The following is a 13,484-nucleotide window of genomic DNA, read 5'->3' as shown; positions in this document are numbered from 1 at the left end:
GTGGACCTCTCAGGATTCGTCGGGAACGGATGCGGAAGGAGATCAGCCTTCGATGGTGAAGACTGCGGGTTCCTCTTCCGTCAGGCCTGGATCCAGCTCCTCGCGGGTGAGCATCTCGACATCGATGCACAGCGCGTTGAGTTCCTTCTTCACGACGTTGAAGCTCTCGGGGAGGCCGGGATCCTTGATGGTCTCGCCCTTGATGATGGCCTGGTAGATCTGGGTGCGGCCGTGCATGTCGTCGGACTTGTAGGTGAGCAGCTCCTGCAGCACGTGGGCGGCGCCGTAGGCCTCGAGGGCCCACACTTCCATCTCGCCGAAGCGCTGGCCGCCGAACTGGGCCTTGCCGCCGAGGGGCTGCTGGGTGATGAGGCTGTAGGGCCCGATGCTCCGGGCGTGGATTTTGTTGTCCACCAGGTGGTGCAGCTTGAGCATGTAGACGCAGCCCACGTTCACGGGCTGCTCAAAGGCCTCGCCGGTCATGCCGTCGAAGAGCATGGTCTTGCCGGTGATGTCCGGGCCCAGCTTGCCGTTCTTCTCCCAGGCCTGGGTGAGGAAGCCCTTGATGTCCGCCTCGCGGGCGCCGTCGAAGACGGGCGTGGAGAAGTGGACGCCGAGGGTCTTGCCGGCCCAGCCGAGGTGGCACTCGAGCACCTGGCCGATGTTCATACGGGAAGGCACGCCGAGGGGGTTCAGCACGATGTCCACCGGGCGGCCATCGGGCAGGTAGGGCATGTCCTCCACGGGGAGGATGCGGCTGACCACGCCCTTGTTGCCGTGGCGGCCGGCCATCTTGTCACCGACCTGCAGCTTGCGCTTCACGGCCACGTAGCACTTCACGGTCTTGAGGACGCCGGGCATGAGCTCGTCGCCCTTGAGCAGGCGCTCCATGCGCTCGTCGAGGATGTTGCGCAGGACCTTGAGCTGGCTCTCGGTCTTGTCGAGGATGTCCAGCACCTCGGTCTCGATGCGGTTCTTGCCGGCGGCCACGGAGATCTGCCGGAAGCGGTGGTAGGGCACGGCCTCGAGCATGTTCTGGGTGAGCTTCTTGCCCTTGGGCAGCAGCTCCTTCTGGCCCTTGTCGTCCGTGAGGGTCTCGGAGAGCTCCTTGCCCTTCAGCAGGGCCACGATCTTCTTCTTGGCCTCGGCGCGGATGATGCGCTCCTCGTCGGAGAGGTCCTTCTCCCACTTGGCGATCTGGTCGCGCTCAATCTGCTGGGTGCGGAGGTCCTTCTCCTGGCCCTTGCGGGTGAACACCTTGATGTCCACCACCGTGCCCTCGATGCCCGGGGGCACCGTGAGGCTGGCGTCCTTCACGTCGCTGGCCTTCTCACCGAAGATGGCGCGGAGCAGCTTCTCCTCGGGGCTGAGGATGGTCTCGCCCTTGGGCGTGACCTTGCCCACCAGGATATCGCCGTGGCGCACGGTGGCGCCGGTGCGGATGATGCCGCTCTCGTCAAGGTTCTTGAGGGCCTCCTCGCGCACCTGGGGGATGTCGCGGGTGATCTCTTCGGGGCCCAGCTTGGTGTCGCGGGCGTGGACTTCGAACTCCTCGATGTGGATGGTGGTGTAGAGGTCTTCCTTCACCACGCGCTCGGAGATCAGGATCGCGTCCTCGAAGTTGTAGCCGCGCCAGGGCATGTAGGCCACGACCAGGTTGCGGCCCAGGGCCAGCTCGCCGTGGTCGGTGCAGGGGCCGTCGGCCAGGATCTGGCCCTCGGTGACGTACTCGCCCTTCTTCACGAGGGGCATCTGGTTGAGGCAGGTGTTCTGGTTGCTGCGGGCGAACTTCACCAGGGTGTAGATGTCCACCCCGGACTCGATGCCCTCGGTGTCCGGATCATCCTCGACGCGCACCACGATGCGGTTGGCGTCCACGGTCTCGACGATGCCGGAGCGGCGGCAGACCACGCAGGCGCCGGAATCCTTGGCGGCCACGTACTCCATGCCCGTGCCCACGATGGGGGCCTCGGTGCGGATGAGGGGCACGGCCTGGCGCTGCATGTTGGCGCCCATGAGGGCCCGGTTGGCGTCGTCGTTCTCGAGGAAGGGGATGAGGCTGGCGGCGACGGAGACCACCTGCTTCGGGCTCACGTCCATGAGCGTGACCTTGTCGCGGGCGACGATCTTGGTCTCACCGGCGACACGGACGGTCACGTCCTCGTCGAGGATGGCGCCTTCGGCGTCCACGGGGACGTTGGCCTGCGCGATGACGTGCTCGTCCTCCTCCCAGGCGGAGAGGTAGAAGGCATGCATCTCGAACTTGGCGGCGCGCTTGCCGGCCTTGGTCAGCTTCTTGTTCTCGGCTTCCAGGTCCTCCAGGCGGACCACGTCCATGTAGCCGAACTTGGAGTCGCCCACGCTGGTGACCTTGGCGAAGTGGACGATGCGACCGTTCTCCACCTTCAGGTAGGGGCTCTCGATGAAGCCGAATTCGTTGATGCGGGCGTAGCAGGAGAGCGAGCTGATGAGGCCGATGTTCGGGCCTTCAGGCGTCTCGATGGGGCAGATGCGGCCGTAGTGGGAGGTGTGCACGTCGCGCACCTCGAAGCCCGCGCGGTCGCGGCTGAGGCCGCCCGGTCCGAGGGCCGAGAGACGGCGCTTGTGGGTGATCTCGGACAGCGGGTTGGTCTGGTCCATGAACTGGGAGAGCTGGCTGCTGCCGAAGAACTCCTTCATGGCCGCGATGACGGGCTTGCTGTTGATCAGGTCGTGCGCCTGCAGGGGGCTGTTGGGATCCTGCGCGATGCTGAACTTCTCCTTGATGGCGCGCTGCACGCGCACCAAGCCCACGCGGAAGCCGTTCTCCAGCAGCTCGCCCACGGACCGCACGCGGCGGTTGCCCAGGTGATCGATGTCGTCGGCGCGCACGGGGGCGATCTCGCCGATGTCCTGGCGGGTGGTGTCGTACTTCTTCAGGCGCAGGAGGTAGTGGACGGTCTGGACGAAGTCGTCCGTGCCGAGGGTGCGGAAGTCCAGGTCGGTGCTGAGGCCCAGCTTGGCGTTGATCTTGTGCCGGCCCACCTTGCTGAGGTCGTACTTCTGGGGGTCGAAGAACATGCCGTAGAGCAGCTTCTTGCTGGATTCCAGCGTGGCGGGCTCGCCGGGCCGGATCTTCTTGAAGAGCTCCTTGGCGGCTTCCTCGCTGTCCTCGGTGTGATCCTTGGCCAGGGTCTCGGAGAAGATCTTGCCGGTGAGGTCGGCCTCGGGGAAGCAGACGTCGAAGGACTGCACATCGTTGGCCAGGAACATCTCCAGGTGGGTCTGGAGGAAGGGCTCGTTGGCCTCCATGAGCACTTCGCCGGTGCCCATGTTCACGATGTCCTGCAGCAGCACGGCGCCGTCGAGCATCTCGCGCTCCACGGGCACATCCTTGATGCCCGCCTTCTCCATCTGCTCGAGGACACGGCGGGTAATCTTCTTGTCCTTGGCGAGGATCTCTTCCTTCGTCTTGGGGTGCTTCACGGCCTCGCCGAGCTTGCGGCCCACCAGCAGCTCGCTCACGGCCACGCTCAGCTTGCCCTTCTTGAGGAAGAAGGTGGCGGGGGCGTAGAAGTGGCGGAGCATGGTCTCGTTGGAGCCGAGATCCTCGCTGAACAGGCCCAGGGCGCGCATGAAGGTGGCGCCGAGGAACTTGCGCTTGCGGTCGATGCGGGCGTAGAGCAGGCCCTTGGAGTCGAGCTCGAACTCGATCCAGGAACCGCGGTAGGGGATGATCTGGGAGCTGTAGAGGCTCTTGTCCGGCGCGATGCTGAAGAAGACGCCGGGGCTGCGGTGCAGCTGGCTCACGATCACGCGCTCGGTGCCGTTGATGATGAAGGTGCCGCGGTCGGTCATGATCGGCAGGTCGCCGAAGTAGACTTCCGAATCCTGGCTCTGCTTGAAGCGCCGGTTGCCCTTGTCGTCCTTGTCGAACTGGTTGAGGCGCACGCGGATCTTCAGGGGGGCGGCCATGGTGGCGCCGCGCTCGACGCACTCGTCCATGCCCATCTTCTGCTTCATCGAGACGGGCTCCTGGCACACGTCACAGATGGTCGCGGCGTTCTTGTTGCGGGTGCCGCACTTCGGGCAGTCCACCGTGGGATCCTTCGGGTGGTCCGACACGATGCTGTGGCCGCACTGCTTGCACTGGGTGCGGAGGTGCTCCAGGCCCAGGTACTTCTCGCACTTGCAGGCCCAGTGGCCCACGGTGTAGTCGAGGAACTCGACTTCGAGGGTGGCGTCCGTGCCATCAGCGTTCTTGCCGTTGTGCACGGGGAACATCGACTCGAACACGGCCTTGAGGCCGCGGGACTCCCGCTCGCTGTGGAGCAGGTTCATCTGGAGGAACTCGTCGTAGCTCCGCTTCTGGATGTCGATCAGGTTCGGGATGGGGACCAGGGACCGGATCTTCGAGAAGTTGTGGCGCTGGCGGTAGATGTTCTGCTGAACACTCATGGTTCGCTCCAGATGAAGTTGGCGGAACCTTCGATGAACGGCTCGCGACGCAATGGGGCGGTGTCGCGGGCCTTGAGCAAAGACGGCGATGCCCCCGGAGCCGCGGCCCCGGGGAAGGGATCAGAAGGCGGCGACGCGGATCACGCAGGCACACGCACCGAAGGCCACCCCGCCACCCATCGGTGGAGGGAGCGGCCCAGCAAGGTGATTGGCGCTGCGGCGGAAGGCGTTTCGCAACCAGGGGCCTTTGAAGGTGGCGGGACCGCCCGAGGGGTCGGGCGGAAGGAATAATCGTACCATGTCCAGACAAAACCGCAAAGCGTAAGGTGCACGAGGCACCCCACGCTTTGCGTTAGTGCAGGAAAAGGAACTACTTGATCTCGACCTTGGCGCCAGCGGCTTCGAGCTTTTCCTTGATCTTCTGAGCTTCGTCCTTGGCCACGCCTTCCTTGACGGGCTTGGGGGCGCCGTCAACGAGGTCCTTGGCCTCCTTGAGGCCCAGGCCGGCGACGATCTCGCGGACGGCCTTGATGACGTTCAGCTTGTTGGCGCCGGCGTCAGCCAGGATGACGTTGAATTCCGTCTGCTCTTCGGCAGCGGCAGCCGGGGCGGCGCCGCCGGCGGCGGGAGCGGCCATGGCGGCGGCGGAGACGCCGAAGCGCTCCTCAAGGGCCTTGACCAGGTTCGCCAGGTCAAGGACGGTCATGGTTTCGATCTCAGCGATGAGCTGGTCGGCGGTGAGAGCCATGATGGCCTCCTACATGCGATGAAAGGTTTTGGATTCGGGGTTGGGAGCTACTCGCCGGCCTTCTGCTTGCGGATGCCATCGAGGGCGACCGCCAGACCGGAGATGGGGTACTGCATGAGGTAGAGCAGCTTGGCGATGAGCACATCGCGGCTCGGCAGCTCGGCCAGGGTCTGCAGCTGGGCGGCGTTGATGGCCTTGCCGTCCATGATGCCGGCCTTGAAGGTGGCAGCCGGGTTGTCCTTCAGGAAGCCGTTGATGGCCTTCGCAAGGGCGACGACGTCGTCCTTGGTGGTGGCCACGGCGCTGTTGCCCTTGAAGGAACCGCCGAGGCCCTCGAAGGTGGTGTCCTTCACGGCCAGACGGAGCAGCGTGTTCTTGCCGACGCGGTAGTGACCCTTGCTCTCGCGGATGTTCTTGCGGAACGCGGTGTCCTTCTCGACCCCGAGGCCCTTGAATTCGATCACGACGGCCGAGGTGGCCGTGGCGAAGGTCTCCTTGAGCTCGGCGACTTCAGCGATCTTCTGATTCTTTTCCATGGTCGGCCTCCTACTTCTCAACGCTTGTGGTGTTGAGGGTGACCGAGGGGCCCATCGTGGAGGCGATGTACATCGTCTTCACGTACTTGCCCTTCGCCGTGGCGGGCTTGGCCTTGTTCACGGCATCGATGAGCGCCTTGGCGTTCTCTTCCAGCTTCTCGACGCCGAAGGAGAGCTTGCCCACGGGCGCGTGGATGATGCCGGTCTTGTCGACGCGGTACTCCACCTTGCCGGCCTTGATCTCCTTGATGGCCTGGGCCACGTTGAAGGTCACGGTGCCGGTCTTGGGGTTGGGCATGAGGCCGCGGGGGCCCAGCACCTTACCGAGACGGCCGACGCCCTTCATCATGTCGGGGGTCGCGACCAGGGCATCGAAGTCGAGGAATCCGCCGGCGATCTTCTCGACCAGCTCGTCCCCGCCCACGATCTCGGCGCCCGCCGCTTCCGCTTCCTTGATCTTCTCGCCACCCGCGATCACCGCCACGCGCATCGTCTTGCCCGTTCCGTGGGGCAGGACAATGGTGCCGCGGACCATCTGGTCCGCGTGGCGGGGATCCACGCCGAGCCGCATGTGCACTTCAACCGTCTCGTCGAACTTGGCGTAGGCCGTGTCCTTCACGACGGTGAGCGCATCCTTGAGCTCGTAGGGGCGATCTTCGATCTTGGCCGCGGCAGCCCGGTACTTCTTTCCAGGTTTTGCCATATTGGCTCCTACTCGAACGATCTCCCGCGATGACGGTCGCGGTGGCCGGGATCGCCGCACGGCGCGGCTTTCCAACAAAGAACAGCTCGCGCGGACCTGGGCCCGCGCGAGAAAGGACTAATCGATGACTTCGACACCCATGGAGCGGGCGGAGCCGGCGATGGAACGGACGGCGGCCTCGAGGCTGCCGGCGGTGAGGTCGGGCATCTTCACCTTGGCGATCTCGGCGAGCTGCGCCTTGGTGATCTTGCCGACCTTCTGCTTGTTGGGCGTGGGGCTGCCCTTGTCCAGGCCGATCTTCTTCTTGATCAGCACGGCGGCGGGCGGGGTCTTGAGGATGAAGCTGAAGCTGCGGTCGGCGTAGACGGTGATGACGACGGGGAGGGTGGTGCCCTTCTCCACCGCGCCCACGGACTTCGCGTTGAACTGCTTCACGAACTCCATGATGTTGACGCCGTGCTGGCCCAGCGCGGGACCGACGGGAGGGGCCGGCGTGGCCTCGCCAGCGGGCAGCTGCAGCTTGATGTAGCCAGTGATCTTCTTTGCCATGGGTGTGCTCCCGCGGGGGATTCCGGCGCATGCCGGCGACGCCCGCCTTGTAGGGTGGCGTATCCCGAGGGGCCGCCAACCGGGTGAAAAAGGTCCCGGTCAAAAGAGACCGGGACTGGAAAGTGTAATCGAAATGGCCCGAAAAGTCTTCCAGGAAAAGGAGGAACTACCTCTTTTCCACCTGGATGAAGTCCAGTTCCACCGGCGTGGACCGTCCGAAGACCGTGACCATGACCTTGATGGTGGAGCGTTCCTCGTGGACTTCTTCCACGTCGCCCTCGAAGTTGGCGAAGGGGCCATCGATGATGCGCACCTTCTCGCCCCGCTCGAAGTGGTACTTCGGCTTGGGCTTCTCCTGGGTCTCTTCCGTGTGGTGCATGATCTGACGGACTTCCTCGTCCGTCAGGGGCGTGGGGCGCTTCTTGTTGGCGCCTACGAAGCTGGTCACCTTGGGCGTGTTCCGCACCAGGTGCCAGTCGGCGTCCGCCATCTCCACGGAGCCGTCGGGCTTGCGCTCCACCTGGATCTGCACGAGCAGGTAGCCGGGGAAGGACTTGCGCTTCTTGACGACGCGCTCCTTCTTGCCGGACTTGGCGTCGACCTTCATCTCCTCATAGGTCTCCTCGGGGATCTGGATGTCCCCGAAGTTCACGTCGCGCTCTTCCATCTTGATGCGCTGGCGGAGATGCTCCATCACCTTGGCTTCGTAGCCCGAGTAGGTGTGGATGATGAACCACTTGAGTTCGCGGCCCTGGGTCTGGGCGGGAACCACCGTGTCCTGGGGAGTGCTCATGAGATCGGTCATGGCTGCCTCCGGCTCAGCGGGTCTTCAGGAAGAAGTAGGCGAAGCCCTTGGAGAAGACCCAGTCCGCCGCCCACAGATAGGCCCCGACGAACACCGAGACGATCACCACCGTGTAGGTGGAGGTCAGCACCTTCTCTTTGCTGGGCCAGTCCACCCGGTCGAGCTCTGCGAACAGATCCCTGGCCTGCTGTTTGATGGCACCAATCACGATGGACCCCGTGGAAAGGATTCGGTGAGAAAAACCTGGCCCCGGGCGGTATCGCCGGGGCCGGGAAGGTGGCAGGGGAGACAGGGTTCGAACCCGCGACCTGCGGATTTGGAGTCCGCTGCTCTACCAGCTGAGCTACTCCCCTGTGGGACCGCCCGGCATCTGGTGAGCCGGGCGGGAACCCTCGGGACCGGAGCCTACTTGGCCTCTCGGTGGACCCGGTAACCACCACAGAACCGGCAGAACTTGTTGAATTCAAGCTTGCCCGTGGTGGTCTTCTTGTTCTTGGTGGTGCTGTAGTTCTTGCGCTTGCAGTCCTGGCACTGCAGGTGAACGATGTCGCGCATGGTGACCTCCTGAGTCGGAGGGCGGACTGGCCTTAGGCCAGGATCTCGCCCACGTTGCCGGCGCCCACCGTACGACCACCCTCACGGATGGCGAACTTCAGGCCCTTGTCCATGGCGATGGGCTGGATCAGCTCGACCGTCAGGGTGACGTTGTCGCCGGGCATCACCATTTCGCGACCGGCCTCGAGCTCGATGGAGCCGGTCACGTCGGTGGTGCGGAAGTAGAACTGGGGGCGGTACTTGTTGAAGAAGGGGGTGTGGCGGCCGCCCTCTTCCTTGGTCAGCACGTACACCTGGGCGTTGAACTTGGTGTGGGGGGTGATGCTGCCGGGCTTGGCGAGCACCTGGCCGCGCTCCACATCCTTGCGCTCCACGCCGCGGAGCAGGATGCCGGCGTTGTCGCCAGCCTGGCCCTGGTCCAGGGACTTGCGGAACATCTCGACGCCGGTGACGACCTTCTTGACGGTGTCCTTGAGGCCGACGATCTCGACTTCCTCGCCCACCCGCACGATGCCCTGCTCGATGCGGCCGGTCACCACGGTGCCGCGGCCGGTGATGGTGAACACGTCCTCGACGGGCATGATGAAGGGCTTGTCGATGGCGCGGACAGGATCGGGAATGTAGGCATCGACGGCGGCCATGAGCTCATGGATGCAGGCGCAGTCGGGGTGCTCGGGGGTGTCGGCGTGATCCAGGGCCAGACGGGCGGAACCCTTGATGATGGGGATCTCGTCGCCGGGGAACTGGTAGGAGGACAGCAGGTCGCGGATCTCCATCTCCACCAGCTCGGCGAGCTCGGGGTCGGCGATGTCGATCTTGTTCATGAAGACCACGATGTAGGGCACGCCCACCTGACGGGCCAGCAGGATGTGCTCGCGGGTCTGGGGCATGGGGCCGTCGGTGGCGGCGACCACGAGGATGGCGCCGTCCATCTGGGCCGCGCCGGTGATCATGTTCTTCACGTAGTCGGCGTGACCGGGGCAGTCCACGTGGGCATAGTGGCGCTTCTCGGTCTGGTACTCGACGTGGGCGGTGTTGATCGTGATCCCGCGGGCCTTCTCTTCGGGCGCGGAGTCGATCTGGTCGTAGGACTTGGTCTCGCCACCGAACTTCTTGGCCAGCACGAACGTGATGGCGGCGGTCAGCGTCGTCTTGCCGTGGTCCACGTGGCCGATGGTGCCGATGTTGACGTGGGGCTTGGAACGATCGAATTTCTCTTTGGCCACGGATGCCTCCTGGAAGGTGGGAGAGAAGATGAGGAAGGGAAAATGTGCAAAGGGTGGAGCCCACAACCGGGCTTGAACCGGTGACCTCTTCCTTACCAAGGAAGTGCTCTACCGCTGAGCTATGTGGGCTTTGAACCTTCCCGCCGGAGCGGGTGGGCCTTGCCGTCGGGCCGGGCGGAACCGGCGGGACGGGGAGGGTGGAGCGGGAAACGGGGCTCGAACCCGCGACATTCAGCTTGGAAGGCTGACGCTCTACCAACTGAGCTATTCCCGCGGTGGAATCCCGAAAGCGGGATCCAGCGATCTGGACGGGATCCAGAGGACTGGTGCCGAGAGAAGGATTCGAACCTCCGTAACGCGATGCGTGGCAGATTTACAGTCTGCTGCCATTAACCACTCGGCCATCTCGGCATTGTTTGTCCAGCGCCCCTCCCGGGGCTTGTCAATGCTTCCAGGAAGCCCGGGAAGCCTCCCCTCGGAACCCCTGCCGGGGCTCCGTGTCAGGGTCGCTGCGAGGCAGGGCTTTCCTGACAGGGAACTCCAACGCTATCACGCGCCCATGGGCGCCTCAAGCGAAAACTTCGGAGCGTGGCTACCCACGGCGCGCCAGCACGCGGAACAGCGTCACCGCCGCGGCGGCGGAGACGTTGAGGCTCTCGATGCCGCCGGGCATGGGGATGTGGAGGAGGATGTCGCAGCGCTCGCGGATCTTGAGGTGCAGCCCCTCGCCCTCGGCGCCCATCACCAGCACCGTGGCGCGATCGAAGGGCTCCTGCAGGTAGTCGCGGCTGCCGGTCCCCGCCGCCAGCCCGTAGATCCACGCCCCGGCCTCCTTCAGGCCATCCAGGGCGCGGCCCAGGTTCACCACGCGGCACACGGGCACGCGGCCCGCCGTACCCGCGCTGGCGCGCACCACCGTCTCGTTCACGGCCGCGGAGCGCCGCTCGGGCAGGATCACGCCGTCCACGGCCGCCGCGGCGGCGGAACGCAGGATGGCCCCCAGGTTGTGGGGGTCGGTGACGCCATCCAGCGCCAGCACCAGCGCGGCTGCGCCCTTGACCCGGACCCGGGAGGCGATCTCGTCGAAGTCGGCGTAGGCGAAGGGACCGCCTTCGCCCAGCACCCCCTGATGGCGCTGGCCCTGGCTGCGCCGATCCAGGCTCTCCATGGGCTCGCGGTGGATGACCACGCCCGCCGACCGGGCCTCCGCGATGAACTTCGCCAGCCGCCCGAAGGCCGCCGGGGCGATCCAGGCCGTGTGCAGCTCGCCGCGGGCCAGGGCCTCTTCGCAGGCGTGAGGGCCGAGGAAGCGCATCTAGGGCTCCATCCGGGGCATGGTCAGAACGTCTTCCGGTACCCGATGGCCAGGAGATGCCCCATGCCTTCGATCCGCTCGAGGGTGCCCGTGGGGCGGAAACCGGAGGAGCTCCAGACGCCGTCCAGCCGCCGCGTGCTGAGATCCTCGCTCTGGCGGAACTGGTAGCCGATGCTCAGCTCGCCGCCCCAAGTCTTGTAGCCGGCCCCCACGGAGAAGGCCGAGGTCCGACCCCCGCCCAGCAGGGGCTCGATCATGGATTCCTCCACGGCGCGCTGATCGAGCGCGAGGCCGCCCCGCAGGGTCCAGAACTTGCCCAGCTCAACCTCGACCGAGGTGCTGAGGCCGAAGTGGCCCTTGCCGCGGGGCAGCTCCGCCGGGGCCGCCACCATCCCCGAGGGCGTGGACACCTGGGCGAAATCGGGCACCCTCAGGCCGGCGGCGGTCCAGCGCAGGTCCGCCTCCCAGGTCACCATCGGATGGGCGCGGTGCCGGAAGCCCACCGCCGTCTGGGAGGGCAGTTCCAGCCTTCCGGAACCGCCGGCCACGGGCGTCGAAGCCGACAGGATGCCGGGGGATCGCAGTCCCGTGCCCAGGGGGGGGGCGCTCAGCCCGTCGTTGGCGAAGAGGCCCAGGCTGGCGCCCCGGTAGCCCGCGCTCATGTCGAGATCGCCCTTGAGCCCGGACTGGTGGGTGGCGCCCAGGGTCCAGCGCGGATTGATGGCCCAGCGGAACCCCAGCGAGTAGCTCGGAACCACCTTGTTCCCGCTCTGCCCCACCCGCTGCTCCACCACGCCCTGGACCGTGTTCGTGCCCGAGATGGGCTGGGAGGGATCGAGGGGCACGCCGAAGCGCATGACACTGCTGGATTCGTAGCCGAGCCGGGCCACACCGAGGCCCAGGCCGATGGACATGTTCGGATTGAGGGCCCAGGCGGCCTGGCCTTCCAGGCGGTGGGCGGACAGGTCGATGCCGTCGCCGAGGAAGCGGCTGGGCGCATCGTCCCCGAACTGGCCATGGCGCAGGTAGGGCTCGTCGAGCTTGAGCCCGAGGGTCAGCTTGGGCGAGATGCGCATGGACAGCCCGAAGGCCCCGATGGCGCGGTTGCGGTCGGAGGTGTACCAGGTCTTCTGGTTCGACTCGAGGCTCTCCTGGCTGGAGGCCAGCTCCATCCCGCCCGCCACGTAGAAGCCCACCTTCTCCTTCAGCGAGGCCAGCAGGGCGGGGTTGGTGGTGGCCGCTTCCAGGCTGTAGCCGTAGGCCACCTGGGCTCCGCTGCGGGCGATGCCCACGGGATCCGCGGCCGGAAGGGCCAGGCTCTGGGCCGCCGCCGGCAGGGCGGCCACGCCCAGCATCAGTCCTGCCTTGACCACTCCACGAACCGCCTGCGCCATATCGACCTGCCTCCGGGACACGCTTCTTGAATGGCCCGAACCCGGAAAGGGTTCAAGCCCAAGGCTCCAGGATCGCCAAAAGGGTCCGATTCACCAAGCGCATTCCCTAGGGCCTGGCGGCTCAGTGCTCGGACTCGCCCATGAAGCGGACCAGGAGCCGGTCCACCAGTTCCCAGACCTCCAGGAGGGCCGCCAGGCACATCACCAGGCCGAGGCCCAGGGCCACGGCCCGTCCCCAGGGTCCCACGAGGGCCCGGCAGAGGTCCGGCCAGTGCCACAGGAACGGGGGCACCTTCAGGCGCCCGTAGAAGGCCAGCGTGGAGAGCAGCATCCCGCCCCACAGCAGGTAGAAGAATCTCAAGGTTCGGATGAGGACGTCCCAGGGGAAGGGACGGGGGCGGGAGGGCATCCGAAAAGCCTAGCCGCGGACGACCTGCCAGCCCAAGCGCAGAATGAGGGCGCCCACCACGCCGATAAAGACGCCCCGCACCCAGCGGCTGCCCTGGCTCAGGGCCACATGCGCCCCCAGGTAGCCGCCCACCCCGTTGGCCGCCGCCATGCCCAGGGCCACCGAGGGGATCCAGCTCCCCCGCCAGACGAAGAGGCTCATGGCGGTGAGGTTCGAGGCCCAGTTCACCGCCTTGGCCAGGGCCGAGGACCGCAGGAAGTCGAACCCCAGGATCGCCACGAAGAGGAAGATCAGCACCGAACCCGTGCCCGGCCCGAAGAACCCGTCGTAGAAGCCCAGCCCCAGGGCGATGAGGGCCGCCAGGCCCCGCTGGTGATGGAGACCGTACCGGGGCGCGTGCAGGTGGCCCAGATCCGGCTTCAGCAGGGTGAAGGCCAGCATGGCCACCAGCAGGCCCAACATCACGGGCTTCAGGAAGTCCGCATGCACGCGGTAGGTGAGCCACACGCCCCCGGAAGCGCCGAGGGCCGAGGCCAGCACCGGCACCACCATCTCCCGCCAGGCCACGGCCCCGGAGCGCACGAACTTGCCCGCCGCCATGGTCGTGCCCGTCACCGCCACCACCTTGTTGGTGCCCAGCAGCGTGGGCAGCGGCGTGCCCGCGGGCAGGCCGAGCATGAGAGCCGGCACGGTGATGAGCCCGCCTCCGCCCACCACCGCGTCGATGAAGCCCGCCAGCAGGGCGGCAAGCATGAGAAGGGCGAGGGTGGGCAGGCTCGGCATTGTCGACGGATCCACAAAAGGCCG

General features: G+C 66.1%; 13 protein-coding genes and 4 tRNA genes. All 17 read right to left on the bottom strand.

Annotation, left to right across the window (positions count from 1 at the left end; translation table 11 throughout):
• Positions 1–42 precede the first annotated feature (42 nt).
• Entirely contained in the window at positions 43–4,437 is a 4,395-nt protein-coding gene (gene rpoB, locus MLE64_RS09360) for a DNA-directed RNA polymerase subunit beta (protein ID WP_243317475.1), read from the bottom strand.
• A 370-nt stretch (positions 4,438–4,807) separates the two neighbouring features.
• Entirely contained in the window at positions 4,808–5,185 is a 378-nt protein-coding gene (rplL, locus tag MLE64_RS09355) for a 50S ribosomal protein L7/L12 (RefSeq protein WP_243288282.1), read from the bottom strand.
• Positions 5,186–5,232: 47 nt separating this feature from the next.
• On the bottom strand, positions 5,233–5,721 hold the full coding sequence (gene rplJ / locus MLE64_RS09350; protein ID WP_243295639.1) for a 50S ribosomal protein L10: 489 nt from the start codon (positions 5,719–5,721) through the stop codon (positions 5,233–5,235).
• Positions 5,722–5,731: 10 nt separating this feature from the next.
• Positions 5,732–6,424, bottom strand: a complete 693-nt coding sequence (gene rplA, locus MLE64_RS09345; RefSeq protein ID WP_243288284.1) for a 50S ribosomal protein L1 — start codon at positions 6,422–6,424, stop codon at positions 5,732–5,734.
• Between the two features lie 117 nt (positions 6,425–6,541).
• Entirely contained in the window at positions 6,542–6,973 is a 432-nt protein-coding gene (gene rplK / locus MLE64_RS09340; RefSeq protein ID WP_243295638.1) for a 50S ribosomal protein L11, read from the bottom strand.
• A 166-nt stretch (positions 6,974–7,139) separates the two neighbouring features.
• Complete coding sequence (gene nusG / locus MLE64_RS09335; protein ID WP_243317474.1) at positions 7,140–7,778, bottom strand: transcription termination/antitermination protein NusG; 639 nt, start codon at positions 7,776–7,778, stop codon at positions 7,140–7,142.
• A 13-nt stretch (positions 7,779–7,791) separates the two neighbouring features.
• The gene (secE, locus tag MLE64_RS09330; protein ID WP_243288286.1) at positions 7,792–7,986 is read right to left on the bottom strand and encodes a preprotein translocase subunit SecE; all 195 of its coding nucleotides are present in this window, start codon (positions 7,984–7,986) and stop codon (positions 7,792–7,794) included.
• A 69-nt stretch (positions 7,987–8,055) separates the two neighbouring features.
• Positions 8,056–8,131: transfer RNA gene (locus MLE64_RS09325), tRNA-Trp, on the bottom strand.
• Between the two features lie 52 nt (positions 8,132–8,183).
• Positions 8,184–8,333 (bottom strand): 50S ribosomal protein L33, encoded by a 150-nt coding sequence (gene rpmG / locus MLE64_RS09320; protein ID WP_026853109.1) that lies wholly within the window; start codon positions 8,331–8,333, stop codon positions 8,184–8,186.
• Between the two features lie 32 nt (positions 8,334–8,365).
• Positions 8,366–9,559 (bottom strand): elongation factor Tu, encoded by a 1,194-nt coding sequence (gene tuf / locus MLE64_RS09315; protein WP_243288287.1) that lies wholly within the window; start codon positions 9,557–9,559, stop codon positions 8,366–8,368.
• A 54-nt stretch (positions 9,560–9,613) separates the two neighbouring features.
• Positions 9,614–9,688, bottom strand: a tRNA-Thr gene (locus MLE64_RS09310).
• 69 nt (positions 9,689–9,757) lie between these two features.
• A tRNA-Gly gene (locus MLE64_RS09305) sits at positions 9,758–9,833 on the bottom strand.
• 50 nt (positions 9,834–9,883) lie between these two features.
• A tRNA-Tyr gene (locus tag MLE64_RS09300) sits at positions 9,884–9,970 on the bottom strand.
• Positions 9,971–10,151: 181 nt separating this feature from the next.
• Complete coding sequence (gene rlmB / locus MLE64_RS09295) at positions 10,152–10,874, bottom strand: 23S rRNA (guanosine(2251)-2'-O)-methyltransferase RlmB (protein ID WP_243317473.1); 723 nt, start codon at positions 10,872–10,874, stop codon at positions 10,152–10,154.
• A gap of 23 nt (positions 10,875–10,897) precedes the next feature.
• A complete protein-coding gene (locus tag MLE64_RS09290; protein ID WP_243317472.1) occupies positions 10,898–12,268 on the bottom strand; it encodes an OmpP1/FadL family transporter in 1,371 nt (456 codons plus the stop codon).
• Positions 12,269–12,389: 121 nt separating this feature from the next.
• Positions 12,390–12,677 carry a hypothetical protein gene (locus MLE64_RS09285; RefSeq protein ID WP_243295633.1) on the bottom strand — a complete coding sequence of 96 codons (288 nt, stop codon included), beginning with the start codon at positions 12,675–12,677 and terminating at the stop codon, positions 12,390–12,392.
• A 9-nt stretch (positions 12,678–12,686) separates the two neighbouring features.
• Positions 12,687–13,460: a TSUP family transporter gene (locus tag MLE64_RS09280; protein ID WP_243317471.1), complete on the bottom strand. Its 774-nt coding sequence runs from the start codon at positions 13,458–13,460 to the stop codon at positions 12,687–12,689.
• Between the last annotated feature and the right edge of the window lie 24 nt (positions 13,461–13,484).

The organism is Geothrix paludis (assembly GCF_022808815.1).
GTDB classification, from domain to species: Bacteria; Acidobacteriota; Holophagae; order Holophagales; family Holophagaceae; genus Geothrix; species Geothrix paludis.
Note: the sequence above shows the minus strand (reverse complement) of the source record. Positions and strands in the feature narration are given on the sequence as shown.

Bases quoted from the DNA above. Each gene is read 5' to 3' on its own strand.
- rpoB (WP_243317475.1), bottom strand. From the start codon at position 4,437: ATGAGTGTTCAGCAGAACATCTACCGCCAGCGCCACAACTTCTCGAAG.
- rplL (WP_243288282.1), bottom strand. From the start codon at position 5,185: ATGGCTCTCACCGCCGACCAGCTCATCGCTGAGATCGAAACCATGACC.
- rplJ (WP_243295639.1), bottom strand. From the start codon at position 5,721: ATGGAAAAGAATCAGAAGATCGCTGAAGTCGCCGAGCTCAAGGAGACC.
- rplA (WP_243288284.1), bottom strand. From the start codon at position 6,424: ATGGCAAAACCTGGAAAGAAGTACCGGGCTGCCGCGGCCAAGATCGAA.
- rplK (WP_243295638.1), bottom strand. From the start codon at position 6,973: ATGGCAAAGAAGATCACTGGCTACATCAAGCTGCAGCTGCCCGCTGGC.
- nusG (WP_243317474.1), bottom strand. From the start codon at position 7,778: ATGACCGATCTCATGAGCACTCCCCAGGACACGGTGGTTCCCGCCCAG.
- rpmG (WP_026853109.1), bottom strand. From the start codon at position 8,333: ATGCGCGACATCGTTCACCTGCAGTGCCAGGACTGCAAGCGCAAGAAC.
- rlmB (WP_243317473.1), bottom strand. From the start codon at position 10,874: ATGCGCTTCCTCGGCCCTCACGCCTGCGAAGAGGCCCTGGCCCGCGGC.
- MLE64_RS09290 (WP_243317472.1), bottom strand. From the start codon at position 12,268: ATGGCGCAGGCGGTTCGTGGAGTGGTCAAGGCAGGACTGATGCTGGGC.
- MLE64_RS09285 (WP_243295633.1), bottom strand. From the start codon at position 12,677: ATGCCCTCCCGCCCCCGTCCCTTCCCCTGGGACGTCCTCATCCGAACC.
- MLE64_RS09280 (WP_243317471.1), bottom strand. From the start codon at position 13,460: ATGCCGAGCCTGCCCACCCTCGCCCTTCTCATGCTTGCCGCCCTGCTG.